The sequence below is a fragment of the Streptomyces sp. NPDC127084 genome, from assembly GCF_042724175.1.
In the GTDB taxonomy this organism is placed as follows: domain Bacteria; phylum Actinomycetota; class Actinomycetes; order Streptomycetales; family Streptomycetaceae; genus Streptomyces.
Map to the genome: position 1 here is coordinate 13,182 of NZ_JBHXFA010000045.1, position 26,360 is coordinate 39,541.

The 26,360-nt window shown below is 69.9% G+C and carries 24 protein-coding genes and 2 pseudogenes; 22 read left to right on the forward strand and 4 right to left on the reverse strand.

Annotated features, from left to right (window positions below; translation table 11 throughout):
- Positions 1 to 186: 186 nt before the first annotated feature.
- Positions 187 to 669 (reverse strand): hypothetical protein, encoded by a 483-nt coding sequence (locus ACFWI9_RS13465; RefSeq protein WP_387161553.1) that lies wholly within the window; start codon positions 667 to 669, stop codon positions 187 to 189.
- A 654-nt stretch (positions 670 to 1,323) separates the two neighbouring features.
- On the opposite strand from ACFWI9_RS13465, the gene ACFWI9_RS13470 reads away from it, so the two are divergent.
- From ACFWI9_RS13470 to ACFWI9_RS13550, 17 genes and pseudogenes are all read left to right on the forward strand, one after another.
- Positions 1,324 to 2,466, forward strand: coding sequence for an inositol-3-phosphate synthase (locus ACFWI9_RS13470; protein WP_387161554.1), 1,143 nt, complete (start codon positions 1,324 to 1,326; stop codon positions 2,464 to 2,466).
- A gap of 170 nt (positions 2,467 to 2,636) precedes the next feature.
- The gene (locus tag ACFWI9_RS13475) at positions 2,637 to 3,635 is read left to right on the forward strand and encodes an SCO3242 family prenyltransferase (protein ID WP_387161555.1); all 999 of its coding nucleotides are present in this window, start codon (positions 2,637 to 2,639) and stop codon (positions 3,633 to 3,635) included.
- Complete coding sequence (locus ACFWI9_RS13480) at positions 3,632 to 4,591, forward strand: sugar phosphate isomerase/epimerase family protein (protein ID WP_387161556.1); 960 nt, start codon at positions 3,632 to 3,634, stop codon at positions 4,589 to 4,591. The genes ACFWI9_RS13475 and ACFWI9_RS13480 overlap by 4 nt, the downstream gene beginning before the upstream one ends.
- Positions 4,588 to 5,274: an EboA domain-containing protein gene (locus tag ACFWI9_RS13485; protein WP_387161558.1), complete on the forward strand. Its 687-nt coding sequence runs from the start codon at positions 4,588 to 4,590 to the stop codon at positions 5,272 to 5,274. The genes ACFWI9_RS13480 and ACFWI9_RS13485 overlap by 4 nt, the downstream gene beginning before the upstream one ends.
- Entirely contained in the window at positions 5,274 to 6,122 is an 849-nt protein-coding gene (locus ACFWI9_RS13490; RefSeq protein WP_387161560.1) for a TatD family hydrolase, read from the forward strand. Before ACFWI9_RS13485 ends, ACFWI9_RS13490 begins: the two co-directional genes overlap by 1 nt.
- A gap of 3 nt (positions 6,123 to 6,125) precedes the next feature.
- On the forward strand, positions 6,126 to 7,292 hold the full coding sequence (gene eboE, locus ACFWI9_RS13495; RefSeq protein WP_387161562.1) for a metabolite traffic protein EboE: 1,167 nt from the start codon (positions 6,126 to 6,128) through the stop codon (positions 7,290 to 7,292).
- Positions 7,289 to 8,692: an alkaline phosphatase family protein gene (locus tag ACFWI9_RS13500; RefSeq protein ID WP_387161564.1), complete on the forward strand. Its 1,404-nt coding sequence runs from the start codon at positions 7,289 to 7,291 to the stop codon at positions 8,690 to 8,692. The genes eboE and ACFWI9_RS13500 overlap by 4 nt, the downstream gene beginning before the upstream one ends.
- Before the next feature lie 513 nt (positions 8,693 to 9,205).
- A pseudogene (locus ACFWI9_RS13505) lies at positions 9,206 to 9,394 on the forward strand (riboflavin biosynthesis protein RibD); the annotation flags it as partial.
- Complete coding sequence (locus tag ACFWI9_RS13510) at positions 9,395 to 10,051, forward strand: riboflavin synthase (protein ID WP_387161566.1); 657 nt, start codon at positions 9,395 to 9,397, stop codon at positions 10,049 to 10,051. It abuts the pseudogene before it with no gap.
- A gap of 5 nt (positions 10,052 to 10,056) precedes the next feature.
- Entirely contained in the window at positions 10,057 to 10,704 is a 648-nt protein-coding gene (locus ACFWI9_RS13515; RefSeq protein ID WP_387161599.1) for a nicotinamide riboside transporter PnuC, read from the forward strand.
- Positions 10,701 to 12,023, forward strand: a complete 1,323-nt coding sequence (locus ACFWI9_RS13520; RefSeq protein ID WP_387161568.1) for a bifunctional 3,4-dihydroxy-2-butanone-4-phosphate synthase/GTP cyclohydrolase II — start codon at positions 10,701 to 10,703, stop codon at positions 12,021 to 12,023. The genes ACFWI9_RS13515 and ACFWI9_RS13520 overlap by 4 nt, the downstream gene beginning before the upstream one ends.
- A 62-nt stretch (positions 12,024 to 12,085) precedes the next feature.
- Positions 12,086 to 12,571 carry a 6,7-dimethyl-8-ribityllumazine synthase gene (ribH, locus tag ACFWI9_RS13525; protein WP_387161569.1) on the forward strand — a complete coding sequence of 162 codons (486 nt, stop codon included), beginning with the start codon at positions 12,086 to 12,088 and terminating at the stop codon, positions 12,569 to 12,571.
- A gap of 33 nt (positions 12,572 to 12,604) precedes the next feature.
- A complete protein-coding gene (locus ACFWI9_RS13530; RefSeq protein ID WP_031486114.1) occupies positions 12,605 to 12,877 on the forward strand; it encodes a phosphoribosyl-ATP diphosphatase in 273 nt (90 codons plus the stop codon).
- Between the two features lie 91 nt (positions 12,878 to 12,968).
- Positions 12,969 to 13,817: an ATP phosphoribosyltransferase gene (hisG, locus tag ACFWI9_RS13535; protein WP_387161571.1), complete on the forward strand. Its 849-nt coding sequence runs from the start codon at positions 12,969 to 12,971 to the stop codon at positions 13,815 to 13,817.
- A 91-nt stretch (positions 13,818 to 13,908) separates the two neighbouring features.
- Positions 13,909 to 14,361 carry a PH domain-containing protein gene (locus ACFWI9_RS13540; RefSeq protein ID WP_387161573.1) on the forward strand — a complete coding sequence of 151 codons (453 nt, stop codon included), beginning with the start codon at positions 13,909 to 13,911 and terminating at the stop codon, positions 14,359 to 14,361.
- Positions 14,362 to 14,543: 182 nt separating this feature from the next.
- The gene (locus ACFWI9_RS13545; protein ID WP_387161575.1) at positions 14,544 to 15,887 is read left to right on the forward strand and encodes a hemolysin family protein; all 1,344 of its coding nucleotides are present in this window, start codon (positions 14,544 to 14,546) and stop codon (positions 15,885 to 15,887) included.
- Positions 15,884 to 17,038: a hemolysin family protein gene (locus ACFWI9_RS13550; protein WP_387161577.1), complete on the forward strand. Its 1,155-nt coding sequence runs from the start codon at positions 15,884 to 15,886 to the stop codon at positions 17,036 to 17,038. The genes ACFWI9_RS13545 and ACFWI9_RS13550 overlap by 4 nt, the downstream gene beginning before the upstream one ends.
- 372 nt (positions 17,039 to 17,410) lie before the next feature.
- Here the strand turns inward: ACFWI9_RS13550 and ACFWI9_RS13555 are convergent, their stop codons facing one another.
- Together ACFWI9_RS13555 and ACFWI9_RS13560 are read right to left on the reverse strand one after the other, a co-directional pair.
- Positions 17,411 to 19,342: an AAA family ATPase gene (locus ACFWI9_RS13555; RefSeq protein WP_387161578.1), complete on the reverse strand. Its 1,932-nt coding sequence runs from the start codon at positions 19,340 to 19,342 to the stop codon at positions 17,411 to 17,413.
- A gap of 357 nt (positions 19,343 to 19,699) precedes the next feature.
- Positions 19,700 to 20,344 carry a uridine kinase gene (locus tag ACFWI9_RS13560; RefSeq protein WP_387161580.1) on the reverse strand — a complete coding sequence of 215 codons (645 nt, stop codon included), beginning with the start codon at positions 20,342 to 20,344 and terminating at the stop codon, positions 19,700 to 19,702.
- A gap of 187 nt (positions 20,345 to 20,531) precedes the next feature.
- On the opposite strand from ACFWI9_RS13560, the gene ACFWI9_RS13565 reads away from it, so the two are divergent.
- Entirely contained in the window at positions 20,532 to 21,869 is a 1,338-nt protein-coding gene (locus ACFWI9_RS13565; protein ID WP_387161581.1) for a peptidase C39 family protein, read from the forward strand.
- 162 nt (positions 21,870 to 22,031) lie between these two features.
- On the forward strand, positions 22,032 to 22,250 hold the full coding sequence (locus ACFWI9_RS13570; RefSeq protein ID WP_387161582.1) for a hypothetical protein: 219 nt from the start codon (positions 22,032 to 22,034) through the stop codon (positions 22,248 to 22,250).
- A 136-nt stretch (positions 22,251 to 22,386) separates the two neighbouring features.
- Here the strand turns inward: ACFWI9_RS13570 and ACFWI9_RS13575 are convergent, their stop codons facing one another.
- Positions 22,387 to 24,216, reverse strand: coding sequence for a calcium-binding protein (locus ACFWI9_RS13575; protein ID WP_387161584.1), 1,830 nt, complete (start codon positions 24,214 to 24,216; stop codon positions 22,387 to 22,389).
- Positions 24,217 to 24,910: 694 nt separating this feature from the next.
- On the opposite strand from ACFWI9_RS13575, the gene ACFWI9_RS13580 reads away from it, so the two are divergent.
- From ACFWI9_RS13580 to ACFWI9_RS13590, 3 genes and pseudogenes are all read left to right on the forward strand, one after another.
- Positions 24,911 to 25,132, forward strand: a complete 222-nt coding sequence (locus ACFWI9_RS13580; RefSeq protein WP_387161586.1) for a hypothetical protein — start codon at positions 24,911 to 24,913, stop codon at positions 25,130 to 25,132.
- Positions 25,133 to 25,255: 123 nt separating this feature from the next.
- Positions 25,256 to 25,402 carry an SCO1431 family membrane protein gene (locus tag ACFWI9_RS13585; protein ID WP_387161587.1) on the forward strand — a complete coding sequence of 49 codons (147 nt, stop codon included), beginning with the start codon at positions 25,256 to 25,258 and terminating at the stop codon, positions 25,400 to 25,402.
- Positions 25,403 to 25,887: 485 nt separating this feature from the next.
- Positions 25,888 to 26,304: pseudogene (locus tag ACFWI9_RS13590) on the forward strand (acyl-CoA dehydrogenase family protein); the annotation flags it as partial.
- Between the last annotated feature and the right edge of the window lie 56 nt (positions 26,305 to 26,360).

A 26,360-nucleotide genomic window follows, 5' to 3' on the forward strand; every position in this document is an offset into this window, starting at 1 on the left:
GGCCCCCCCCCCCCCCCCCGCGGGCCGGCGGGGCCCCCCCCGCCGGGGCGGGTGGGGCGGCGGCCCCCCCCCCCCACGGCCGCCCTGTCCGCCGACGACCACGAGCGCTGCTCCGGTCGCCGTTGTCCGCTGCCGACTCAGGCCCAACGGCAGGCGGCGTGCGGGCATACGGGACAGCGGCTCAGGTCAGCGTTGGAAGATGTGAAGAGTCACGTGCGTGCCGTCATCACGTGCTTCGATGTAACCGGCTGCTTTGCTGAAACGTCCCGTTCCGCCCGTGATCGCGCTTGTCTGCTCGCTTTGCGGGGCCCGATCCTCGACATTCTGGTCAAGGAGCTGAGTGGTGATCTGACCCTCCGGAGTGTCGAAGGTCGCCACGACCTGCTCCTCGAGGACATCTCCGTGTGCGGCCAGGACCGTACCCTGATAGCCCCACGTCCCGTAGGGTTCACCGGACTTGGTCAGGGCTGCGGTCCCGAATTCGACCCATGTCGATCCGGGGGTGGGATCGTGGTCCGTCCCGTCGGTTTGGTCGAGGGTGAGCCTGATGATCTGGTGGCCGGAGTGGGGGCTCCCGGTTGTCGACCCTGCCGGCGGGGCTGCTGCCAGCAACCCAAGTGCCGTAACTGCCAGGCCGGTCACACATCCGGCTGCCCGCTTCGTGAACATGTACGCGCACTCCTTCGCTGCTTATCGGTTTCGCAGCTGAAATGGCTATGCCGAGCTACCTCACGCGGCTGATTTCAGTATGATGATTCGTATCCCGTCCCGAGGTTCGCTACCTTGTCTCATTCAGGAATTCCCTGAACGGAGTACGGGGCCGGATCGGTCGGCCTTCCTTGAAGGCTGTCAGCCTGACGACGCCGCAAGCTCAGCCCGAACGGAGAAACTGAAACAGTGGGTGGGTGGAGCAGTGCCATGGATAGGCGACGGGCCCGCCCCCTGTGCTTTCGGCCGCCGTCAGAGTGATCTCGCCCCTCGAGGCGGATCTTCCCTATGATCAAATCTTCGCAGGTCAGAAAGTGTATATCGGTGCCGGATCCGCCGGCTCCGTGACCTTTGGCCCATAGTCGGCGCGGATTGTCCGGCGATCATTTCACCGGAATAGCCGACCCCAAGTCCCTGCGTCATGCGTTTCCAGGCGTTAGCGTGAGCCTGCGAACCTTTCGAGATGACACGAAGTGGGGCCTTTTCCTTTAAGAAAGGCCTCACTCTGTCGCTTTGCGAAAGGCTCGACTCTGCCAGGTCCTGCACAGCTCCGGACGGTGCCCGGGAACCACGAGTCGGTCGTCCTCATCAGCTTGTCTTGCAAGGAGGCTAGTCGTGCATGCGTCCATGTCTCACCGTCCGGTCGGGGTCTGGCTGATCGGAGCACGCGGTTCCGTCGCCACAACTTCAGTCGCGGGGTGCGCCGCCATCGCCACCGGCTTGTATCCGCCTACCGGCCTGGTGACCGAGACCCCTGTCTTTGCCGACGCGGGCCTGCCCGCGCTTTCATCCCTGGTCTTCGGAGGTCACGACACCGCGAACTGCCCCTTGCCCAAGCGGGCCGAGATGCTGATGGCCGAGGGCGTACTGACTCACGACGTCGTGAACGCGGTGGAGACCGAACTGGCCGCAGCGGACGGGGAAATCAGACCAGGCGGTCCCGTGCGAGGCGACACGCGGGACGAGGAGCAGTTGATCCGTGCCTTCGCCGCCGACATCCAGGACTTCATGCGCCGCCGGGAAGTGGCGCGCGCCGTGGTGCTGAACGTGGCGTCGGCCGAGCCGCCGGCGCACGGCGATACGCTTCCCGCCAGTTCGCTGTATGCGGCGGCGGCATTGCGCGTGGGCTGCCCGTATGTGAACTTCACCTCGTCGACGGGCCTGCATCATCCGGCCCTGGCGCTTCGGGCTGCGGCGAGTGGGCTGCCGTACGCGGGGCGCGACGGCAAGACCGGCCAGACACTGCTGCGCTCCGTGCTGGGTCCGATGTTCGCGCAGCGCGCGCTCTCGGTACGAGCCTGGTCGGGAAGCAACCTGCTGGGCGGCGGCGACGGCGCTTCCCTGGCCGACCCCGGCGCCGCGTCCGCCAAGTACGCGGGCAAGGAGAGGGTCCTCGCCGACACTCTCGGTACGGCGCCCGAGGGTGAGGTGCACATCGACAACGTGCCGGCCCTCGGTGAATGGAAGACCGCCTGGGACCACGTCGCCTTCGACGGCTTCCTCGGCGCGCGCATGGTGTTGCAGACCATCTGGCAGGGATGTGACTCGGCGCTGGCCGCACCGCTGGTCCTGGACCTGGTCCGGATCGTCGCCCGCGCTCACGAGGCGGGAATGTCCGGACCACTGCGCGAGGTGGGCTTCTACTTCAAGGATCCGGTCGGAGACGGGCCGTCAGGGCTGCCGGAGCAGTACGCCGAACTCGCCGGGCTCGCCGAGCGACTGAGGTCTCGCGCTCCGTATCCGGGTGATGGGCGATGAAGCGAGGCTGGTCGGCCGCGGGTTCACGGGTGACGGGACGTACCGGGCTTTCGGATCCGTGGAGCGAGGCGGCGCACCGGGCGGCTGGAGCGACCGGGGCCCGGTGGGAAGGACCGGGCGCGGGGCAGTGGGGACGGGGCTTCCAAGGGCTGCGAACCCGGATCTTCGGGGTGCCGACGGACGATCAGGGCGATGCGCGGGCCCAGCCGGGACCGCGCCACGCGGAGGGCCTGGCCGCCATTGGAGCCTGGGTCGAACTGCTGCGCCTGCCAGCGGTGTTCACGGTGCCCGGGGACGTGCTGGCCGGCACCGCCGCAGCGGCCGGTCGCCCCAACTCCCGTACGGTGCTCGCCGTCGGCTGCTCCTTGTGCCTGTACGAGGCCGCCATGGCTCTCAATGGCTGGGTCGATCGCGTCGAGGATGCCGCTGAGCGCCCCAACCGCCCACTTCCCTCCGGGCGTATCCGACCGAACGACGCACTGACGGCGTCCTGCGTCCTCACGGCGGCGGGCCTTGCCCTGGGCTGGCACGCGGGAGGCCCGGCGTTCACCCTTGCGACCGCCCTCGCGGCCACCGTCTGGGCGTACAACCTGTTGCTGAAGGACGGCCTGTTGGGCCCGGTGGCCACGGCGACCGCCCGGAGCCTGGATCTGCTCCTGGGCGCCGCCACCGTGGGACAGATCCGCCCGGCAGTCGCGCCGGCCGTGCTGCTGGGTACCCACACCCTGGCTGTGAGCACACTGTCCCGCCAGGAGACGAGAGGCGGCTCAGCCCTGCCCGCCTCGGCGGCTCTGGGCACGGTGGCCATGGTGAGCGGCCTGCTCGTCAGCCGTCCGGTGTCCCCGCCCCGCCCCGCCGCCGGAAGGGAGCCAGGCTCTGGCCGCTTCACCGGGACAGCGGCCGTCAGAAGGCTCATCGGCTCTCCACACGGCGCCGTACGGGCGGCTTTCGCCGCCTGCTACGCCGCGACCGCCGCCCTGCCCTACGCTCAGGCAGCTGTCAACCCCTCCTCCGCGGTCGTCCAGCGGGCCGTCGGCAGGGGCATCCACGCCACGATCCCGCTTCAGGCGGCGCTCGCCGCCCGCTCCGGTGCCTTGGCCACCGGTGCGCTGGTCGCGGCCCTCGCCCCCCTCGCGACGAAGTACATGAGGAAGGTGAGCGTGACATGACCCGTGGCGGGGCCCTCTCGCAGGCCACCGCGGCGGCCGAGCCGACGGTGCCCGGCACGCTGCGCTTCGGCTACGGCACCAACGGCCTCACCGACCTGCGCCTGGACGACGCCCTGAACCTGCTTGCCGACCTCGGATACGACGGCGTCGGGCTGACCCTCGACCACATGCATCTCGACCCGTTGGCCACAGATCTCTCGGCCCGTACCCGCGAAGTCTCCCGCCGACTGGAGACACTCGGCCTGGAAGTCACCGTGGAGACAGGCGCCCGCTATGTGCTGGACCCGCGCCGCAAACACGGCCCGTCCCTCCTGTCACCCGACCCGGAAGAACGTGCGTGCCGCGTGGGGCTGCTGACCCGAGCGATCCGGATCGCGGCCGAACTCGGCGCCCACGCGGTGCACTGCTTCAGCGGAACCAAGCCGGACGAGACCGACGAGAGCACGGCGTGGCGCCGGTTGGCCGACACCTTGGCCCCTGTCGTCGAGGACGCCGCCGTCGCGGGCGTCCCCCTCGCCATCGAGCCCGAACCCGGGCACCTCCTCGCCACGCTCAGTGACTTCCACCGCCTCCGTGACGCGCTCGGTGACCCCGCCTACCTCGGTCTCACCCTGGACATCGGCCACTGCCAGTGCCTCGAGCCCCTCCCACCCGCCGAATGCGTGCGCGCGGCCGCCCCTTGGCTGTGCCACGTCCAGATCGAGGACATGCGCCGGGGCGTCCACGAGCACCTCCCCTTCGGGGAGGGTGACATCGACTTCCCCGCCGTTCTCGCGGCCCTGGCCGCCGCCGACTACCGAGGCCTGAGCGTCGTCGAGCTGCCCCGCCACTCCCACGCGGGGCCTCACTTCGCGGAACTCTCGCTGCCGTTCCTTCGAACCGCGGCCGCGGCATCGGCCCCCTCGCACGCAGCCCGTCAAGTGCCGTCAGCAGGCAGAGAGCGCGGCTCCGTATGACTTATCGACCCGCCGTCCCCGGCCGCTGCGCCGCCGAGGTGCCCGCTCCCACCCGCGTGGACGAACTGCGGGACGGGCTTCGGGCGAGTCTGTCCGAGACAGCCCGCGTCTGGCTGGACCAGGCCCTCTGCGAAGCGGCCACCGACCCGTCCGCGCAGGGGCCCGCCCCCACCTGGGAGGTACGCCTCGCCGAGGCCTCACGCCGATGCGGGAGCGCCCACGGCGAGGCCGTCCGCGTCCTCATCCTCATCACAGCCCGCGCTGACGCCGCCGTACTCACTCGTGTCTACCACCGAGGCACAGCCGACGAGCGCCGGGCCGTCCTCCATGCCCTTCCCCATCTCGTACCGGGCTCCGAGGCCCTCGCACTCGTGGAGGACGCGCTGCGCGCCAACGACCCCCGGCTGCTGGCCGCGGCCGTCGGTCCCTACAGCGCCCGCCACCTCGCGCCGCACCTGTGGCGGCATGCCCTGCTGAAGTGCCTGTTCACCGGCGTGTCCGTCGACAGCATCGCCGACCTGCCGCGACGGGCCCACGGCGACCGCGAACTCGCCCGCATGCTCCAGGACTACGCCGCCGAACGAAGTGCCGCCGGCCGTCCCGTGCCCGGGGGACTGTACCGAGTTCTCGCGCTGACCCGAACAGCGGCCACCACGACCGGGCCCCACGTCAAGGAGTCCTGATGCGCATCTTCGACCCCCACATCCACATGACATCAAGGACCACGGACGACTACGAGGCCATGTACGACGCAGGCGTCCGCGCCGTCGTCGAGCCCTCCTTCTGGCAGGGACAGGCGCGTACCTCCATCGGCTCGTTCCTCGACTACTTCGACTCCCTGCTGGGCTGGGAGCCGTTCCGCGCCGCCCAGCACGGCATCGCGCATCACTGCACCCTCGCCCTCAATCCCAAGGAAGCCAACGACCCCCGCTGCGTGCCCGTCCTGGACGAGCTGCCCCGGTACCTCGTCAAGGACCGGGTCGTGGCGGTCGGCGAGATCGGCTACGACTCGATGACCCCCGCCGAGGACACCGCCCTGGCCACCCAGCTCCAGCTCGCCGCCGATCACGGACTGCCCGCGCTGGTGCACACCCCGCACCGCGACAAACTCGCAGGTCTGCGCCGCACCCTCGATGTCATCCGCGAGTCCGTGCTGCCGCCGGAGCACGTGGTCGTGGACCACCTCAACGAAACCACCGTCGAGGAGGCGAAAGCCAGCGGTTGCTGGCTCGGCTTCTCCGTCTACCCGGACACCAAGATGGACGAGAAACGGATGGTCGTGCTCCTGGGCCGATACGGGCTTGAGCGGGTCCTGGTGAACTCCGCCGCCGACTGGGGCCGTAGTGACCCCCTCAAGACCCGCAAGGTCGCAGACCTGATGCTGGCCGAGGGATTCAGCGAGGACGATGTCGACCAGGTCCTCTGGCGCAACCCCGTCGCCTTCTACGGGCTCAGCGGACGCCTCGACCTGACCCCTCCCGATACCGGTGCCACATACGAGGGCAACTCCGTCCTCCGCGCCGGAGGGTGACGCATGCGCTTCCGCCACCCCGACGGCTCCACCATCCACCTCTCCTACTGCACCAACGTCCACCCGGCCGAAACCCTCGACGGCGTCCTCGCCCAGCTCCGCGACTACTGCGAACCCGTGCGCCGCCGTCTCGGCCGCGACCGTCTCGGCATCGGCCTGTGGCTGGCCCGCGACGCCGCTCACATCCTCGCGGACACACCTGCCGCCCTGCGCGGACTGCGCACCGAACTCGACCGCCGAGGCCTTGAAGTCGTCAGCCTCAACGGCTTCCCCTACGAGGGATTCGGTGGCGAGCAGGTCAAGTACCGCGTCTACAAGCCGGACTGGGCGGATCCCGAACGTCTCGAGTACACCGCGGCGCTGGCCCTCGTCCTCAGCCGCCTCCTCCCCGACGACGTCACCGAGGGCAGCATCTCAACCCTGCCGCTCGCCTGGCGCACCGCCGACCGGCACAGCACAAGGTCGGCGCATGTCGCCCTGCGTGCGCTGGGCGACAACCTCGACACCCTGGCCGACCGGACCGGCCGCTCCATCCGCGTCGGCCTGGAGCCGGAGCCAGGCTGCGTCATCGAGACCACCGGGGACGCCATCGCGCCGCTGAACGCCATCGCCCACGACCGTATCGGTATCTGCGTCGACACCTGCCATCTGGCCACCTCCTACGAAGAGCCGCACACCGCCCTCGACTCACTCGCCCGAGCGGGCATCCCCATCGTCAAGTCCCAACTCTCGGCGGCGTTGCACGCCGAACACCCCCGTCTACCCCAGGTCCGTACCCTGCTCTCCACCTTCGACGAGCCGCGCTTCCTGCATCAGACCCGCACCACCACTGCCACCGGTGTGCTGGGCACCGACGACCTCGGAGAGGCCCTCGACGGCGATGCGCTGCCCGCCGACTCGAGCTGGCGCTGCCACTTCCACATTCCCCTGCACGCGCCTCCCGCCCCGCCCCTGACCTCGACACTCGCCGTACTGAAGGCCTCCCTGGCCCGGCTCGTCGGCGGGCCGCGTCCGCTCACCCGCCACCTGGAGGTCGAGACCTATACCTGGCAGGCACTGCCGCCAGAACTGCGGCCCGGTTCTCCGGCCCAACTCGTCGACGGCATCTCGGCCGAACTCGACTTCGCCCACGCTTTGTTGTCCGACCTCGGTCTGAAGGAGCTCCCGTGACCACGCAACCCGCCGGCGTCGCCGAACCAACCCCGCTCCTCGTTCTCGACGTCGTCGGCCTCACGCCCCGCCTCCTCGGCGGCATGCCCAACCTCAACGCGCTCGCACAGTCCGGCTCGTACACGCCACTGGGCACCGTCCTGCCCGCCGTCACCTGCAGCGTCCAGTCCACCTTCCTGACCGGCGCCCCACCATCCGAGCACGGCATCGTGGGCAACGGCTGGTACTTCCGCGGGCTCGGGGACGTCCTCCTGTGGCGCCAGCACAACGGGCTGGTCGGCGGCGACAAGGTATGGGACGCCGCCCGACGGGCACACCCCGGCTACACCGTCGCCAACATCTGCTGGTGGTACGCCATGGGGGCGGACACCGACATCACCGTCACTCCCCGGCCCGTCTACTACGCCGACGGCCGTAAGGAACCGGACTGCTACACCCGCCCCCCGGAACTCCACGACGAACTCACCGGGAAATTGGGCACCTTCCCCCTCTTCCACTACTGGGGCCCCGGCGCCGGTCTCACCTCCAGCGAGTGGATCATCGACGCCACCCGCCACATCAACCGCACCCGCCGTCCCGACCTCACCCTCTGCTATCTCCCACACCTCGACTACGACCTCCAGCGCTTCGGCCCCGACGACCCGCGCTCGCTGAAGGCCGCCGCCGACCTGGACAACGCCCTGGCGCCCCTGCTCGACGACGCGAAGGCCGAGGGGCGCACCGTCGTCGCACTCTCCGAGTACGGCATCACCCGCGTGGACCACCCCGTTGACATCAACCGGGCCCTGCGCCGCGCCGGCCTCCTCGAAGTGCACACCCAGGACGGCATGGAGTACCTCGACCCCATGGAATCCCGTGCCTTCGCGGTCGCCGACCATCAGATCGCCCATGTCTACGTGCGTCGCCCCGAGGACCTGGCAGTCACCAAAGCGGCGCTGGACGGGCTGCCCGGCATCGAGCGAGTCCTTGACGACAACGGCAAGAAGCAGAGCGGTCTCGACCATCCCCGATCCGGCGAGCTCGTGGCAGTCGCCGAGCCCAACGCCTGGTTCACGTACTACTACTGGCTCGACGACGCCCGCGCCCCCGACTTCGCCCGACTGGTCGACATCCACCGCAAACCCGGCTACGACCCCGCCGAGCTGTTCATGAACCCCCTCGACCCCTACGTGAAGGTGAAGGCGGCCACGGCGCTGGCCCGGAAGAAGCTCGGTCTGCGCTACCGCATGGCGGTCGTGCCCCTGGACCCGTCTCCCGTCAGCGGCAGCCACGGCCGCCTCCCCCTCAGTGACGACGAGGGCCCGCTCATCATCTGCTCACTCCCTCACGCGGTCGGCGACCGCCTCGCGGCCACCGATGTGAAGCAGCTTCTTCTCCGTCTCGCCGGTCTCTCCACCTGAGGCGTGCTGCAGAACCATCTCGGCGCTGGTGTCCCGCCATGCTCAGGTCTCACGCGCGAGCCTTTCGGTGATCACCCGGACCGTTCTGCAACACGCTCTGGTCACCGATACCCACACGTGATGTCCCAGCCTGAGCGTCTCGGTATCCGCCGTGCAGCGCGCGCCGGACCTGTACTGTCCAGCCCAGGTACCGCATGGCGCGAGGTCCGCGCCGGGCGAGCATGGAAACGCCACACGACCATGGTTGCCTGCCGACCAGAGACAAGCGCCACCCAGGGGTGCACGGCCAGCGCATCAGATCGCCACTACGCGCAATGACGACGAAACCCCGGACAGTGATCTGCATCTTGACCACTCTGAGGACCTGTGCGACCTGGTCTGCGGCGAGCGGCCGAGTGGGCACCTTGACGCGCCCGCATGGACTTGCGAATAGCCTGAACGGCCTCTCATAGTCCCGCCGCGCATGCCTGAGCATGAAGTGTGCCTCTGGAGGCCGGGTGACCTCGTCGGGTCTTCCCCGCCGTCGGAGCTGTTGAACAAGTCATCGGCTACCTCGCGCCCGTATTCCTCGGTGCCGGCCGTCCGGCGCTCGCCGAGGCCGGAATCACCACCATCACCAGAGCGTTGCGGCTCGACATGACCGAGACCGTCCGTATCGGCCCCGATCTGCGCATCACCGCGACCGTCCCCAAGGGAGCTTGAGTGTTCACCGGAATCGTCGAAGAGCTGGGTGAGGTCACCGTCGTCGAGGAACTCGACGACGCCTCCCGCTTCCGCCTCCGCGGCCCCTTGGTCACTGAGGGTGCGAAGCACGGCGACTCCATCGCCGTGAACGGTGTCTGCCTGACCGTCGTGGAGACCGCCGGTGGAGAGTTCACCGCCGATGTGATGGCCGAGACCCTGAAGCGCTCCAGCCTGGGCGCGCTCACCACCGGCTCCCGGGTCAACCTGGAGCGGCCGATGGTGGCCGACGGCAGGTTCGGCGGACACATCGTGCAGGGCCATGTGGACGGCACCGGAACGATCGTGCGGCGCACCCTCTCCGAGAACTGGGAGCTCGTGAGGATCTCCCTGCCGCAGGAGCTCGCGCGCTACGTCGTGGAGAAGGGCTCCATCACCGTTGACGGGGTCAGCCTCACCGTGGTGGACGCGGGCCCCGACTACTTCACCATCAGCCTGATCCCCACCACCCTCGCGCTGACCACGCTCGGCATCAAGCAGCCCGGAGACCCGGTCAACCTCGAAGTGGACGTGATCGCCAAGTACGTCGAACGGCTGCTCGGCACCCGCGCCGGTGCGGGCGCCGACGCCGGCCCGCCCACCGGCCCGGCCGCGGTCATCGGGGAGGCCGCCGAGTGAGCTCCCTGAGCTGGCTGAACGCCGAGGCGTTCACCGCCTTCGGCCAGCCCATCAAGTGGGCCGACATGACCGGCAATCTCATCGGTCTGACGGCTCTCGCACTCGGCTGGCGCCGCTCGGTGTGGACCTGGCCCGCCCAGTTCGTCTCCGGTCTCGTCCTCTTCGCCGCCTTCGCCACCGCTCACTTCACCGGCAGCGCCGGAAAGCAGGTCGTGGTCATGGTGGTCGCGGCATGGGGCTGGTGGCAGTGGAACCGCGGACGCGAGCAGGCCCAGGACGGCTCGATCGCCGTACGGTTCGCCACCTGGCGCGAGCGTGCGGTGATGGCCGCCGCGGCCCTGCTCGGCACCCTCGCCGTCGGCGGGCTGTTCACCCTGTACCCGGTGCTGTCCTGGGCCCCCTGGCCGGACGCCTACATCTTCGTCGGCACGCTCGTAGCGATGTACGCCCAGGCTCGCGGCATGGTCGAGTTCTGGTTCGCCTGGCTGCTCGTCGACCTCGTCGGTGTGCCGTTCGCCTTTATGAACGGCTACGCCTTCTCCGGATTCGTCTATGTGATCTACGGCGCGCTGGTCCTGTGGGGCCTGCGCGACTGGTGGCAGCGGTCCCGCACCGCTCCTGCCCTCGAAGGACTGGAAGGAGCGGCAGCATGAGTGCCCTGCCCACCTGGAACCCGGCCGACGCTATGGAGGAGGACCTCCGCCTCGACCCCGTCGAACAGGCCATCCGCGACATCGCCGCGGGCCGCCCCGTCGTGGTCGTGGACGACGAGGACCGCGAGAACGAGGGCGACCTCGTCATCGCCGCCGAGAAGGCGACCCCCGAGATCGTCGCCTTCATGATGAGCGAGTGCCGGGGCTTGATCTGCGCCCCCATGGAAAGCGACGAACTGGAGCGGCTCGAGCTGCCCCAGATGGTCCAGCACAACACCGAGTCCATGAGCACGGCCTTCACTGTGTCCGTCGACGCCTCCGCCGCCCACGGCGTGAGCACCGGTATCTCCGCCTCGGACCGGGCCACCACGCTTCGGCTGCTGGCCGGCGGCACGGCCCAGCCCGGAGACTTCGTGCGCCCAGGTCATATCTTCCCGCTGCGCGCCAAGCCGGGCGGCGTGCTCGCCCGCAACGGCCACACCGAAGCGGCCGTCGACCTGGCCAGGCTCGCCGGGCTGCGTCCCGCAGGCGCGATCGTGGAGATCGCCGGTGAGGACGGCGCCATGCTGCGGCTGCCCGAGCTGATCCCGTTCGCCCGCAAGCACGGTCTGACGATCATCTCCATCGAGGACCTGATCGCCTACCGCCGCAGCGCGGAGCCGACCGTGCGCCGCGAGGCCGAGGTCAATCTGCCCACCGCGCACGGGGCGTTCACTGCCTACGGATACCGCTCCACCGTCGACGGCGTGGAGCATGTCGCACTCGTCCACGGTGACATCGGCGACGGTGAGGACGTGCTGGTCCGCGTCCACTCCGAGTGCCTGACCGGCGATATCTTCCACTCGCTGCGCTGCGACTGCGGACCCCAGCTGGAGGCGTCCATGGAGCGCGTCACCGAGGCGGGCCGCGGTGTGGTCGTCTACCTGCGCGGACACGAGGGCCGTGGTATCGGCCTGGTGTCCAAGCTGCGGGCATACGAACTGCAGGAGCGCGGACGGGACACCCTGGACGCCAATCTGGAACTCGGACTGCCCGCCGACGCCCGCGACTACGCGGCGGGCGCACAGATCCTGGCCGACCTCGGGGTCCGCAGCCTGCGGCTGATGACCAACAACCCCGACAAGATCAGCGCGCTGGTGCGGTACGGCCTGAAGGTCGAGGGCCGCGAGTCTATGCCGGTCCAGGCGGGAGAGCACAACCTCGGCTATCTGCGCACCAAGCGCGACCGCATGGGGCACGACCTCCCCTGGCTCGACGAGCAGTCCGGGACCGGCGCCGGGACCACCCCGGCGACCGCCTCCACCTGTGCCGGCCAGTAGCGGTAGCACCGCACCGGCACACCCGAAACACCAACAGCACCACCTGAGATCCAAGGAGAAACGTGAGCGGCAAGGGCGCACCCGAACTGTCCGTACGCAACTGCGGAGACCTCCGCGTGGCCGTGATCGCGGCCCAGTGGCACGAGAAAATCATGGACGGTCTCGTCGACGGCGCCCTGCGCGCGTTGCACGAGCTGGGCATCGACGAGCCGACCCTGCTGCGGGTCCCCGGAAGCTTCGAACTCCCGGTCGTCGCCAAGGTGCTCGCGGGCCGCGGCTATGACGCGATCGTGGCCCTCGGGGTCGTCATCCGCGGTGGTACGCCCCACTTCGAGTACGTGTGCCAGGGCGTCACCCACGGCCTCACCCAGGTCTCCATCGACACCGGCGTCCCCATCGGATTCGGTGTGCTCACCTGCGACACCGAGGAGCAGGCCCTCGACCGCGCGGGTCTGGAGGGCTCCAACGAGGACAAGGGCCACGAGGCGGTCACCGCCGCCGTGGCCACCGCGGCGACCCTCCGTTCAGTATCTGAACCCTGGCGCTGAGGAAGACCCACTTCCGCGTAGGGTGGGACCACCATGTCCAAGAAGACGTTCGAGGAGCTCTTCACCGAGCTCCAGCACAAGGCAGCCAACGGCGACCCCGCCACTTCCCGCACCGCCGAGCTCGTGGGCAAGGGCGTCCATGCCATCGGCAAGAAGGTCGTAGAGGAGGCCGCCGAGGTCTGGATGGCCGCCGAGTACGAGGGCAAGGAGGCGGCGGCCGAGGAGATCTCCCAGCTGCTGTACCACGTCCAGGTGATGATGGTCGCCCGCGGGATCTCCCTGGACGACGTCTACGCACACCTCTGAGCAGCCCTTCCGTACGCCGCCGGCACCCCACGGCACGACTCACGCCCCCACGCACTACGCACGTTCCTACGCAACGAAGGAAGCCCACCTCATGCTGCGCATCGCCGTCCCCAACAAGGGTTCACTGTCCGGACCTGCGGGGGAGATGCTCCATGAGGCGGGCTACCTCCAGCGCAAGGACTCCAAGGAGCTCGTGCTGGTCGACCCGGACAACGAGGTCGAGTTCTTCTACCTGCGCCCGCGCGATATCGCGATCTACGTCAGCTCGGGCCGCCTCGACATCGGCATCACCGGCCGTGACCTGCTGCTCGACTCGGGCGCCGGCGCCGAGGAGATCCTCCAGCTCGGCTTCGCCCGCTCCACCTTCCGCTACGCCACGAAGCCCGGCACCGCGACCGGCGTCGAGGACTTCGGCGGACTGACGATCGCCACCTCCTACGAGGGCATCGTCGCCAAGCACCTCGCGGACAACGGAATCGACGCCTCCGTCGTCCACCTCGACGGCGCCGTCGAGACCGCGATCGAACTGGGCGTCGCCCAGATCATCGCCGACGTGGTGGAGACCGGCACCAGCCTGCGCAACGCGGGCCTCGCCGTGATCGGTGAGCCCATTCTCACCTCGGAAGCGGTGGTCATCCGCCGCACCGGGGCGGAATCCGGCGACCCGAAAGTCGAGCAGTTCCTGCGGCGCCTCCAAGGCGTCCTGGTCGCCCGCTCCTACGTGATGATGGACTACGACTGCCGGGTCGAGCACCTGGAGCAGGCGGTCGCCCTCACCCCGGGCCTGGAGTCGCCGACCGTGTCCCCGCTGCACCACGAGGGCTGGGTGGCGGTGCGCGCCATGGTCCCCGCCAAGGAGGCGCAGCGCGTCATGGACGACCTGTACGCGCTGGGCGCGCGCGCGATCCTGACCACGGCGATCCACGCCTGCCGCCTCTGAGCCCGTACAGCACTCAGCAGGCATAGCAGACGTAACGGACACAGCGTAGAGAGCACAGCGGAACCCGATGTCTTCGTCATCCTCGTCACCCGTGGACCAGCAGGAACTTCCCGAGCTCCCGGTCACCTTCCGGCCCACCCGCACCCGGGCGGTCCTGCTGACCGTCGGCACGGTGATGTTCGCTGTCATCACGGCCGTCGCCGTCGCCCTGGAGAGGCTCAACACGGGGGAGCGGATCAGTTTCGTCTTCATCGCGCTGATGTTCTTCGCGGTGCTCGGCCTCCTCAGCCGCCCCAAGGTCGTTGCGGACGAGCAGGGCCTGACCGTGGTGAACCTCACCCGCAGCCGCCGGCTGGAGTGGGCGGAGATCCTCCGGGTCAACCTCCGTCCGGGTGACCCCTGGGTGTTCCTCGATCTGAGTGACGGCACCAGCCTGCCCGTGCTCGGCATCCAGCCCGGAATCGCCCGGCACCACGCGATCCGCGACGCCCGGGCACTGCGCGCGCTCACCGTGGCGCGCGGCACCGGTACGGAGCACGACTGAGGCCTGCCCCGCGGGGCAGGGGCATGATTACCCTTGACGCGGAGGTGCACGGGTGCACCTCCGCCTCGTACCCGCGCGGCCGCCGTGGCCGTGAGGCACCTACGACCCGAGGAGTGACTCCCTCCGGCAATGGACGGATCGTCCGGTAGTACCTGCGCCGCCCCCTCACCTGAGGCGGCGGCATGATCGTCCCGCTACTGCTGCTCTGTGCGGCATTCGTGCTGATCCTCGCGAACGGGTTCTTCGTGGCCGCCGAATTCGGCCTGGTCACGGTCGAGCGGGCCGACGCCGAGCGCGCCGCGGCAGAAGGCGACCGCCGTGCCCGCGGTGTCGTACGAGCCCTGCGCGAGCTGTCGTTCCAGCTCTCGGGCACCCAGCTCGGCATCACCATCACCTCTCTGGTCGTCGGCATGCTCGCCGAGCCCGCGCTCGCCGCACTGCTGAGCGGGCCGCTGACCGCGGTGGGCATACCCGACGGGGCTGTCCCCGGGGTCGCCGTGGTCACCGGCATGCTGCTCGCCTCCGCCGTCCAGATGGTCGTCGGCGAGCTCGTCCCCAAGAACTGGGCGGTCTCCCGGCCACTCCAGGTCGCCCGGTTCGTGGCCGGTCCGCAGCACCGCTTCTCCGCGCTCTTCCGGCCGGTGATCGCCCTGCTCAACTCCGTCGCCAACCGCCTGGTGCGGATGCTGGGCGTGGAACCGGCCGATGAGCTGGCGTCGGCCCGTACTCCCGGCGAACTGGTATCCCTGGCCCATCACTCGGCCCGTGCCGGAGCACTGGAGCAGGACACGGCCGAACTGTTCGTGCGAACGCTGTCGCTGGGCCATCTGACCGCCCAGAGCATCATGACCCCACGGGTGAAGATGAGCGCCCTCCAGTCCGACGCGACCGCGGCGGACGTCCTCAACCTCACCCGGGCCACCGGACTCTCCCGCTTCCCCGTCTACCGCGACCGTATCGACGAGATCGTGGGCATGGTGCATCTGAAAAACGCGCTCGCCGTACCGGCGCATGCCCGGCTGCGTACCCCGGTCGGCCGTATCGCGGTGCCGCCCCTGCTGGTCCCGGAGACCCTGCCGGTGCGCCAGCTGCTGGAGCGGCTGCGTAGTGAGCAGCCCATCGCCGTCGTCGTCGACGAGTACGGCGGCACGGCCGGTGTCGTCACTCTGGAGGACATCGTCGAGGAGATCGTCGGCGAGGTCCGCGACGAACACGACGACCACGAGGTCGACGGGCGGCCCGAGCTGGCCCCCGTCGCACCCGAGGAGGGCAGGCCCGCCTGGGAGGCGGACGGCAGCTGCCGGGTGCTCACCCTGCGGCGGATAGGACTCGATGTGCCCGACGGGCCTTACGAGACCGTTGCCGGCCTTGTCGCCGACCTGCTCGGCCGTATCCCCGCCGCCGGGGACAAGGCGGAGCTGCCGGGCTGGAAGCTCTCCGTACGGCAGGTGGACCGCTATCGCGCCGAGCGCGTCAAGCTGGTGCGCACGGCCGAGGTCCCGGCCGCCATGGAGGGCGCCCGATGAGCCTGCTCCAACTGCTGTTCGCCATGCTTCTCGTCCTGGCCAACGGCTTCTTCGTGGGCGCCGAGTTCGCCCTGGTCTCGGTACGGCGCAGTCAGATCGAACCGCTGGCGAGCGGGGGCTCGGCACGGGCCCGCCAGGTGCTGCACGGGCTGGAGAACCTGCCTCAGATGATGGCCGCGGCCCAGTTCGGCATCACGGTCTGCTCTCTGACGCTCGGCGCGGTGGCCGAGCCGACCGTGGCGCATCTGCTGGAGCCGGTCTTCCACGCCGTGCACGTACCCGACGCCCTGATCCACCCGCTCGGCTATGTGATCGCGCTGGCCGTGGTCGTCTTCCTGCACCTCGTCATCGGCGAGATGCTCCCGAAGAACCTGGCGATGGCGGCCCCGGAGAAGACCGCGCTGTGGCTGGCGCCGGCGCTCGTCGGCTTCGCCCGGCTGTGCCGTCCGGTGACCGTGGGGCTCGGGGCGTGTGCCCGGGTCGTGCTGAGGCTCTTCCGGGTCGAGCCGAAGGACGAGGTCGAGGCCGTGTACACCAGCGACCAGCTGGGCCAGTTGGTCGAGGACGCGGGCCAGGCCGGTCTGCTCGACCCGGAGGAGCAGGAGCGCCTGGAAGACGCCCTGGAGCTGGGCAGCCGTCCTGTGACGGACGTCCTCATCGCCCGGGCGTCGCTGGTCACGGTGCCGCCTTCGGTCTCTCCCCGGCAGATCGAGGAGCTGACGGTCCGCACGGGCTACTCGCGCTTCCCGGTCAGGGGCGAGGGCAGCGGCCCCTTCATGGGGTATCTGCACGTCAAGGACGTCCTCGACCTCGAGGACGGCGAGCGGGCCGTGCCCCAGCGGGTGTGGCGCCCGATGGCCACCCTGCGGGCGGAGCTACCGCTGGACGACGCGCTGACCGTGATGCGCCGTGCCGCCACCCATCTGGCTCAGGTCGCTGACGCGTCCGGCCGGGTGCTGGGCCTGGTGGCGCTGGAGGACGTGCTGGAGATGCTGGTCGGTGAGGTGCGCGACCCGGCCCACCAGGCCGCCCCTGCCCCCCGCCGCCCCGTGACCGGCACGGTCCCAGCCGCCCAGCCTCCAGGGCCCGTGCCGGTGATCCCGGCGGAGGCGGTGCTGGGGGCCGTGGGTGCGGAGACGCCGGCCGGCTGAGCCGGTGGGATCGCCGCGGGCGCGGGAGCGCGTCGGCCACCCGGCCCGGTATGGGCCCCGGACGAAGTCCGGGGGAGTTCGAGGCCGGACACTCCGGCCCACCGGACGGGGTGCGGTACACCGTGAAACCGGCCACGCCGCGCCACGCCGGTGATCCCGGCGGAGGCGGTGCTGGGGGCCGTGGGTGCGGAGACCCCGGCCGGCTGAGCCGGTGGGATCGCCGCGGGAACGGGAACAGACGCGGGAGCGAGCGCTCGCCGGAATCGGGGCGCCGCCCCGGCTCCGCTTGCCTCACCGGCTGAAGGCCCGGCTCCCCGCCCCGGTGCCTGCGAGGGTGCCGGGACCCTCACTCCGGAACACCCGCCATCGGTCTCACAGCCCCGATGGGTCCTGGGGTCCGCGGTCAGCGGGACCCCGGCCCGACAGCACCTCCCCGTATGCCTGCATCAGATCGGGCAGCCGCAGCGTCGCCAGCTCATCGCGGGTCGGGGTGCCCGGGTAGCCGGTGAGCCTCAGGTCCCGGTACGCGCAGCTCTTCTCGTACAGCGTGCGCAGAAAGCGCCCGTTGCCGAGTTCGTCGATCCAGCCCTGGTCGACCACATGACCGCTGATGGAGCGCAGCTCCTCGAGAGCCTCCTCGTCCCAGCCATCGCCGTTGGCGGCGGCGAGCACCTCGCCGATCGCCGTCAGCTCCAGCGGACGGTACGAAGGGAAGTCCACCCGGGAGGTGAACCGCGAGGACAGCCCGGGATTGGCGGCCAGCAGGCGGTCCATTCCCTCGGGATACCCCGCCAGGATGACCACCAGATGGTCGCGGTTGTCCTCGGCCCGCTTCAGCAGCACCTGGAGGGCCTCGTCGCCGTACGCGTCCCCTTTGCTGTACCCGGTGTTCGAGAGCGAGTACGCCTCGTCCACGAACAGCACCCCGCCGAGTGCCGAGTCGATCAGTTCGTTGGCCTTCACCGCGGTCTGCCCCAGGAACTCGCCGACCAGGTCGGACCGCTGCGCCTCCACCAGATGGTCCCCGCCGAGCAGCCCCAGCGCGTAGAACACCCGGCCGAGGATGCGTGCCACGGTGGTCTTGCCTGTGCCGGACGGCCCGGAGAAGACGAAGTGGCGCTTGGGTGGCTGGACCGGCAGCCCCTGGCCCGCCCGCAGCCGGGCCATCTCCAGCTGCGCGGACAACGCCTTCACCTGGCGTTTCACCGGTTCAAGGCCCACCATCCGCTCCAACTCGGCCAGCGCTTCGGCGAGCAGCACCGGGTCTGTGGGGCCGGAGGGGTGCGACGGCGACGCCGACTGGGCCGGGACACCTGACTTCTCCCGTACGCCCGGCACGGGTGCCGCCGCGACCGGGCCGCCGAACTGCGGTTGCTGCTGCCCGCCGAAGCGCGTCTCGGGCGGCAGCGGCGCCTCCGGTTCCGCCGGTGAGCCGTCGACCGCGTCCTGGCCGTAGCCCGAGCCCGCGAGCGACACGGTGGCCAGCCCGGCTGGTCCACCCGGTCCGTCGAAGCCGTCCACCCCGTCGAAACCGCCGCCGCTGTCGTACTCGGCGATCGCGGCCAGCCGAGCCGAGGTGTCCATGAACGCCGGATCGACCCGGTGCACCGCCCGGTACAGCGGCAGTGCGGCGGCGGACCGCCCGGTGCCCTCATGGGCGCGGGCCAGCCAGTAGCGCAGCTCCTTGCGCTGCGGCTGCTCGCTGCGGCAGCGCATCAGCGCCGCCGACAGCAGCGGCTCGGCCTGCCCGTACATCTCGAGACGCACCCGCGCCATGCCCCCGAACAGCCCCGCCTCGATACCCAGCAGCGGGTCGTTGACCAGCGGTTCCGTATGCCGGACCAGGTGTTCCCAGTCCTTGACCAGATACGCGCGGCAGGCGTGCAGAAACCGCACCTGGAGGTCGGCGTCGATGGGCGGCAGCCCCGCGAGCGCCCGGTCCAGCTCGGGGACATGGCGGCCGTCCAACCAGTGCGAGGCGTGCGCGAGCAGTAGATCGCGCGGGCTCTCCAGTACCGGCTGCACCCACCAGCCCAGCCAGTACCAGGAGTTCAGGGTGCGCCGGTGCCGGGCGCGCTGCTCGCCGAAGCGCTCCCGGTGGCGGTACATCCGCAGCAGCGCCGTCGTGGTGTCGACGCGTAAGGCGTGCAGACCGAGCCAGGCGTCCGCCATTCCCGGGTCGAGCCGGACCGCGGCTCTGAACTCCTCTTCGGCCTGCGGGTACGCGCCCATGGTGTAGGCGTCCACGCCGCGCACCCAAGCGAGGTCGGCCGGGGCAGTCGAGCCCTGCGTGGCGATGTCCATCCGGTCCCCCACATATGTGCCCCGTGCCCTCCCGCCGGGCGGGCGCCCGTCGGAGCGTGCTGAACCACCGTGCCGCGGACGGGAATTGACCGCACCGAGGTGCATCGTACCCGCGCAGGCGCAGGTGAATAAGGGTGACGTGGGCGACGGCCAGACAGTGACCCAGGGTGATCGCGGGGGCTCGGAAGGTGCACCAGTGCGCTGTGAGAAGGGCAGAACGAAGCCCCCGATCACGGGGGAACAACCGGGGGCTTCGCGTCCGGGCGACTCCGAAAAGCCGCACATTCAGAACGTAAGACCTGTATGGCCCTTGGGTCAAGCAGAGTTGAGGCACTCGAACGGCCGATTTCCGACTGCTCAGTACGGCGGCGAAAGCCGATCACTGTCCGTGAGGAACTGACTCGTGCTTGCTGTTGTCCCTGGCCCCGGCAGCCACGTATACCCCGTGGAACACTCCCGCACCACAGTGTCGGCAAAGGGGCGCGAAGGGTCATCGGTGAAATGGCGCGACTCCGCCACGGTCCACGCGTCCCAGAACTCACTGAGCCCGGGACCGTCGCGGTCACGACCGCGCGCCCAGGACTCCTCGGGTCCCCGGTCCATCCAGAGGAGCCGCGCGAGATGAGGACGCAGTGCCCTCCGGCCCGCCCCGACGCCCTCGATGAGTACGACCGGCGCGGGGGCGAGCGTACGCGGCGTACCGAAGCGGCGCAGACTCCAGTCGTAGGGCCGGTAGAGCGCGCTGTGGCCCCGCGACAGCGGCTCGACGACCTGGGCCAGGAAACGGCCCGTCCAGGAGAACAGTTCGTCGTGCGTGGCGATGTCGTCCAGATGCAGCACCGGCGCGTCGCCGAGTGCCTCGGCGAGAAGCACGGTGAAGGTGCTCTTTCCGGATCCGGCATGCCCGTCGACCGCGACCAGCCTGACGGGGCCGCAGGACGGCTCAAGAGCGCGCAGTCCCGATGCGGCACGGCCGAAATCGAGACGGACGCCGGAGTTCACAGGGGCCACCCTACGATGCGCCCGCGTGCGTCCGGCCTCCGGATCCTCCTTGCCGGCGCCGGCACGCATCCCGTCGTTCGGGTGGCGCCGCGCGCGTCCCCGGGCGCACCGGGACGGAAGCATCCGGATACCGGGGATAGTGGGACCCCGACCACTCCGACTGTCCTGCTCACAAGACGGAGATCCCATGACCGGAGCCGCTTCGCGCAGAACCGTTCTTTCCGCCGCACTCGCCGCCGCGGCCGGAGTGGGCGGCGCGGCCCCGTCGGCCGCACACGGGGCTGCTGCCGCCGCCCGCACGGTGGACAACCACTTCTGGGTGACCCAGGCCGACTGGAGCAGAGGGGCCAGTGCGGGCGTCCGCCTCGTCACCGGCATCCGCCCCGGCGTGGCCATCGGCTCGCCCGTACGCCGCACGACCTACCGCGACCCGCACACCGGGCGCACGAGCGCCTGGGAGTGCGGCAGCTGGACCTCGCCCTCGCACCGCCCGGGCGCCCCGGCGACCGAGATCGTCGTCTCCTGGAACGCCCACACGCCGGCCGGCACCTGGCTGCAGGTGCAGGTGACGGGCACCTATGCGGACGGCAGCGCGATGCCCTGGTACGTCATGGGGCGCTGGGCATCCGGCGACGGCGACATCCGCCGCACCTCCGTGGACGGCCAGAGCGACGGCAAGACCACCGTGTCGACCGACACCCTCTCCGTGGACGCCCCGGCGAGCGGTCTGCGGATCGCCTCGTACCGGCTGCGACTCACCCTCTTCCGTACGCCGGGCACCACCCGCACCCCGACCGTGTGGCGGGTGGGCGCGATGGCTTCAGCCGTCCCGGACCGGTTCACCGTGCCCGCGTCCGCTCCCGGCCTCGTGCGCGAGCTGACCGTGCCGCGCTACTCCCAGAACACCCACGTCGGCCGGTATCCCCAGTACGACAACGGCGGCGAGGCCTGGTGCAGCCCCACCTCCTCGCAGATGATCGTCGAATACTGGGGCCGGAGACCCACCGCTCAGGATCTCGCCTGGGTCGATCCCGCCTTCACCGACCCGCAGGTCTGCCACGCGGCTCGCCACACCTACGACTACCAGTACGAGGGCTGTGGCAACTGGCCCTTCAACGCCGCCTACGCCGCGACCTACCGGGGCCTGAACGGCGTGGTCACCCGCCTCCAGTCGCTCACCGAGCTGGAGAGCCTCGTACGGGCAGGCATCCCGGCCATCACCTCGCAGTCGTTCCTCAAGGAGGAGCTGACCGGCGCCGGGTACGGCACTGCGGGCCATCTGATGACCGTCATCGGCTTCACCGCCGCGGGAGACGTGATCGCGAACGACCCCGCTTCCCCGAGCAACCCGGCCGTCCGCAGGGTCTACCGGCGGCGCGAATGGGAGAACGTCTGGCTGCGCACCAAGCGCCACAACGCCGCAGGGAAGGTGGTTTCCGGCACAGGCGGTGTCTGCTACCTCTACTGGCCGGAGGGCATTTCTACAGGTCAGAAGGCTGTTCTGGCTTCTCTGGGAATCAGGTAGAGGGACAAAGGGCTCCCCACCACTTCGGCGGGGAGCCCTCTCGGGGGAGCGGATCCGCCCGCTGGGGAGAACCTGGGGAGATCGTTCAGGAATTGCCTTCGAACCAGTCCTGCATCGCACTCCGGCCGCGGCCGTCCGCCTCCGGCGTCATGTGGAGCGTGGATGATCCGCGAAACGCACGTCGACGGTCTCGGCGTGTGGCAGGTGACGCACGAGGGTTCCGTCCTTGAGACGCTGCCGGACTGGGTCGGAAATCTGGCCCTTTGGATCGCCGCAGACAACGCGTTCGCGCTCCTGACCGCCGACCGTGACCACTGTGAACAGCGCGCCCTCGACGCCGAAACTCTCGTCCGGCTTGCCGTGGACGCCCGGGCGCTGTGACATCGCCGCCGCGCCGGACGTCCCCCGGAGCCGTGAGGCGCCGGGGGCGCTGAACGGCACCGGCAAACTGGTGTCAGTTTGTCTGCCGCGGTGGGAGTGGTCGGTTCAGCCGTTCAAGGGTGGCGCGGGTGTTCCTTCAGCCTTGGCAGCGGGGGGTGGCACGACTCGGGTGCTGCCAGTAGCCGTGCTGCCAGTGGCCGTGGTGCCAGTGGCCGTGGTGCCAGTAGCCGTGGTGGCAGCAGCGCCCGGGGTTGATGGTGGTGGGGTCTTCGGCTGTATGTGTGGCGCTGTCGCCGCCTCCGGTGACGGTGGCGGTGTTCGTCCCCTGGGAAGGCGCATCGCAGGACGCGCGCACTCTCAGCTTGATGGGCGGGTAGCTGTCACCCGCGGCCAGGACGTCGCTGCGCGTGCATGTGAGCGTCGCCCGGATGCAGTCCCACCCAGGACCGGAGATGCTGACGGTTGTGAGTCCGGGAGGCAGAGCGTCGTGCACGGTGACGGGGCTGCCGTTGGTCGGGCCGGCCCCGCTGTTGCCCACCGTGATGGTGTAGACGCCCTGCTGTCCCCCAGTGAAGTCCCCGGTGTGGCCTTTGTCGATGGTCAGGATGGGGACGCCGTCCAGGTAGCGGGCCAGCGCGAATTCGCTGGTGCCGCTCGCGTCGCTGCTTCCCGCGGCGACGATCTTGCCGTCGGCCTGCAGCGCCACTGCCGAGGCCGCGTCGAAGCTGCCGCCGAAGCCAGTGGTGACGAGGCCGCCGGTGCCGAAGGTCGCGTCCAGGCTGCCGTCGGTGTTGTAGCGGGCCAGCGCGAAGTCGATGGTGCCGCTCACGTCGCTGTAGCCGGCGGCGACGATCTTGCCGTCTGTCTGCAATGCCACAGCGAAACCGATGTCGAAGCCGCCGAAGTCGGTGGTGACGAGGCCGCCGGTGCCGAAGGTCGCGTCCAGGCTGCCGTCGGTGTCGTAGCGGGCCAGCGCGAAGTCGAAGGTGCCGCTGGCGTTGCTGTAGCCGGCGGCGACGATCTTGCCGTCTGTCTGCAATGCCACACCGAATGCCCAGTTGTTGGTGGCGCCGAAGTCGGTGGTGACCAGGCCGCCGGTGCCGAAGGTCGCGTCCAGGCTGCCGTCGGTGTCGTAGCGGGCCAGCGCGAAGTCGAAGGTGCCGCTGGCGTTGCTCAGGCCGGCGGTGACGATCTTGCCGTCCGTCTGCAGTGCCACGGCGGAAGCGATATCACCATCGCCGCCGAAGTCGGTGAGCACCCTGCCGCCGGTGCCGAAGGTCGCGTCCAGGCTGCCGTCGGTGTTGTAGCGGGCCAGTGCGAAGTCGTTGGCAGCAACCAGGGCGCTGCCTCCGACGGCGACGATCTTGCCGTCCGTCTGCAATGCCACGGCGTTGGCCACGTCGCTGCGGCCGGGGCCGAAGTCGGTGGTGACGAGGCCGCCGGTGCCGAAGGTCGCGTCCAGGCTGCCGTCGGTGTTGTAGCGGGCCAGCGCGAAGTCGTTGAGGGTGCCCCCCGCGTCGCTGTAGCCGACGGTGACGATCTTGCCATCGGGTTGCACCGCCACCCCGATGGCCGCGTCGGTGCCGCCGAAGTCGGTGGTGACGAGGCCGCCGGTGCCGAAGGTCGCGTCCAGGCTGCCGTCGGTGTTGTACCGGGCCAGCGCGAAGTCACTGCCGAGGCCCGTGTCGCTGCCTCCGACGGCGACGATCTTGCCGTCGGCCTGGATCGCAAGGTCTTCGCCAAAAGGGCTGAGGCCGGCGCCGAAGCCGGTGGTCACCTTGCCGCCGGTTCCGAAGGTGGGGTCCAGATCTCCCGGCGCCGCCTGGGCGAGTCCCGGGGAGAACAGCACAAGCGCCATAGCCAGGGCCGCTACCGCCCCAACGCTGCTGACTCTCGAACGGAGTCGGCCTGCGGGTTTTCCCGTACGCCGACTGAACACGAACAGCAGACCAGAGAAGATATCCATACATCCTTTCAAGCCGCTTTTCAGGTTGATATGGCTGCTCGCTGCTACGGCCCGTTCAATCTCACGGCTGGCCATCAGCACCTCCACCTCAAGGAAAGGCGGCCCGCTGCCTCGCAACACAACAGGCACCAGTAGCCGCAGATCATTGCTTAACCCGGCGCCAACTTATGCCTTGCTGATCTATTTGCTGCGAAATGACACATTTCATGCTGCATGCTGTGAATGCCGGCGCTCGCTGGTTTGATGGCCCCGGCTAGCCGTCATTTCGGGGACAACTGGGTGTCTTCGGTCGTCCCGGCTTGGTCCGGGGCCGGCGGAGTAGCGCGTATCCGCAGGTGAGAGGGCACTTGGGCGGAGCGCGAGGGCGCCAGCGGTCCACGAGTAGCAGTTGATTCCCAGCGTCCTCGGTCGCCCCATTCGTAGGAACCCTCGCCAGGAGGAACGGTTCCGCGTGTGCGTGGGTGTTTAGCGTCCCGGGCATGAACTCAGCACCCGCCCGGCGGTCATCGAGCTGAGGCTCTCCGTCTTCGCCGCGCATCGTGGAGGCGCTTTCCCCCTCGGCCCCGTGACGCTGTTCGCGGAGCCATTCCGCTCGAATGGCTCGATGACGGCTCACTGTGCTGGCTGCGCCCATTGCAAGCCCGTACCTCATTGCCGAACTGCAATACGCCTACGACCAGAGAGGACCCTTTTCATGGAGCCTTCCAGCCACGGGCACGAGCTGGTCCCTGGTGACGAGCTCGGCCTCGACGTCGCCCCGGACTGCTGCGGCGATGAGATGACACCCGGCGGCCACACCTTCACGTGCGGCACGTGCGGTACGGCCTTGGAGGAAGGCGGCGTCTGCTGCCTCTACTGGCCGGACCCCCCGACCGCGGCCCAGCGCACGGCCCACGCCGCACTCGGCATCCAGTGACGCGACCGGCGGCGCCGTGAGGGTGGTGACACCGGTCACTGCCTCTCGGCGGCCGGGCTGGCACCCTGGGCGGGCAACGCCGGGGGGACCGCCACGACCGCGACGACGACCGAGCGAGACACCATGACCGCGACCACTGCATCCGACACCCGGGTCCGCACCGGGGGACCCAAGGACAACGGCCCCAAGATCCTGGAGCACATCCTGGGCTGGACCCTCGTGGTCGTCATCGCCATGTTCGTCACCCAGACCGGGCTCCTGTCGACTTGACCCGGCCTTGGTGGGCCGGGCGAGGTAGGGCACCACTGGCCGTGGTGAGACCTCCTCCGTCCAGACACCCTTATGGGGTGGCAGGGGCGCGTGACTCACGTCCCGCTCTCCACACAGCCTCGCCCTTGCGAGCGAGGCTGCGGGCAGCGTTCCGGCTGCCGGATCCCCTTGAGTTCTTCCAGGGAGGCCCCGGCCCGGGTGCGCTCGGCCTCGGTCGCGATCGTCTTGGCGATGATGTGGTTGATGTTGGCGGCGTGGCGCCTCTCGCGCCGGTGACACCGTCACACCATTCAGCCGCAGGCAGGCAGCCTGCCCGCGTGTGACGGACGCCCCTCGATCGGGCATACTCAACCCGCCACAGCCGCTGGTCAGCCGCTTCCGAGATCCGGGAAGGCAGGATCGGCGCACCAGGCAGAACCATCCGGCGGCGCCCGTCCACCCCGCGTGCGACCGCCGCAGCGCCTGACAGGGAGGAGAGCGCCGCCATGCCCGACCGCGCCCCGCAGCCGGTGGACCGGATACTGCCCACCGAGGAGTCCAGGGACCTCATCGCCCTGGTCCGCGAGCTCGTCCAGCGGGAGATCGCCCCCCGCGCGGCCGCGGAAGAGGAAGCGGGCGTCTTCCCGCGGGACATCTTCACGCTGCTCTCCGAGTCCGGACTGCTCGGACTGCCGTACAGCTCCGAGTTCGGCGGCGGTGACCAGCCGTACGAGGTGTACCTCCAGGTCCTGGAAGAGCTCGCCGCCGCCCGGCTCACCGTCGGGCTCGGCGTGAGCGTGCACTCCCTGGCCTGCCACGCCCTCGCCAACTACGGCACCAAGCAGCAGCAAGCCGACCATCTCCCGGCGATGCTCGGCGGCGGACTGCTCGGCGCCTACTGCCTGGCCGAGCCCTCCTCCGGGTAGGACGCCGCCTCGGTGCGGAGAAAGGCGGTGCGCGATTATGACGTCTGGGTGTT

Coding starts and splice junctions, on each gene's coding strand:
- ACFWI9_RS13490 (WP_387161560.1), top strand. CDS start 5,274: ATGCGCATCTTCGACCCCCACATCCACATGACATCAAGGACCACGGAC.
- ACFWI9_RS13485 (WP_387161558.1), top strand. CDS start 4,588: ATGACTTATCGACCCGCCGTCCCCGGCCGCTGCGCCGCCGAGGTGCCC.
- ACFWI9_RS13570 (WP_387161582.1), top strand. CDS start 22,032: ATGATCCGCGAAACGCACGTCGACGGTCTCGGCGTGTGGCAGGTGACG.
- ACFWI9_RS13550 (WP_387161577.1), top strand. CDS start 15,884: ATGAGCCTGCTCCAACTGCTGTTCGCCATGCTTCTCGTCCTGGCCAAC.
- ACFWI9_RS13520 (WP_387161568.1), top strand. CDS start 10,701: ATGAGTGCCCTGCCCACCTGGAACCCGGCCGACGCTATGGAGGAGGAC.
- ACFWI9_RS13580 (WP_387161586.1), top strand. CDS start 24,911: ATGGAGCCTTCCAGCCACGGGCACGAGCTGGTCCCTGGTGACGAGCTC.
- ACFWI9_RS13575 (WP_387161584.1), bottom strand. CDS start 24,216: ATGGATATCTTCTCTGGTCTGCTGTTCGTGTTCAGTCGGCGTACGGGA.
- ACFWI9_RS13465 (WP_387161553.1), bottom strand. CDS start 669: ATGTTCACGAAGCGGGCAGCCGGATGTGTGACCGGCCTGGCAGTTACG.
- eboE (WP_387161562.1), top strand. CDS start 6,126: ATGCGCTTCCGCCACCCCGACGGCTCCACCATCCACCTCTCCTACTGC.
- ACFWI9_RS13565 (WP_387161581.1), top strand. CDS start 20,532: ATGACCGGAGCCGCTTCGCGCAGAACCGTTCTTTCCGCCGCACTCGCC.
- ACFWI9_RS13585 (WP_387161587.1), top strand. CDS start 25,256: ATGACCGCGACCACTGCATCCGACACCCGGGTCCGCACCGGGGGACCC.
- hisG (WP_387161571.1), top strand. CDS start 12,969: ATGCTGCGCATCGCCGTCCCCAACAAGGGTTCACTGTCCGGACCTGCG.
- ACFWI9_RS13555 (WP_387161578.1), bottom strand. CDS start 19,342: ATGGACATCGCCACGCAGGGCTCGACTGCCCCGGCCGACCTCGCTTGG.
- ACFWI9_RS13545 (WP_387161575.1), top strand. CDS start 14,544: ATGATCGTCCCGCTACTGCTGCTCTGTGCGGCATTCGTGCTGATCCTC.
- ACFWI9_RS13480 (WP_387161556.1), top strand. CDS start 3,632: ATGACCCGTGGCGGGGCCCTCTCGCAGGCCACCGCGGCGGCCGAGCCG.
- ACFWI9_RS13530 (WP_031486114.1), top strand. CDS start 12,605: ATGTCCAAGAAGACGTTCGAGGAGCTCTTCACCGAGCTCCAGCACAAG.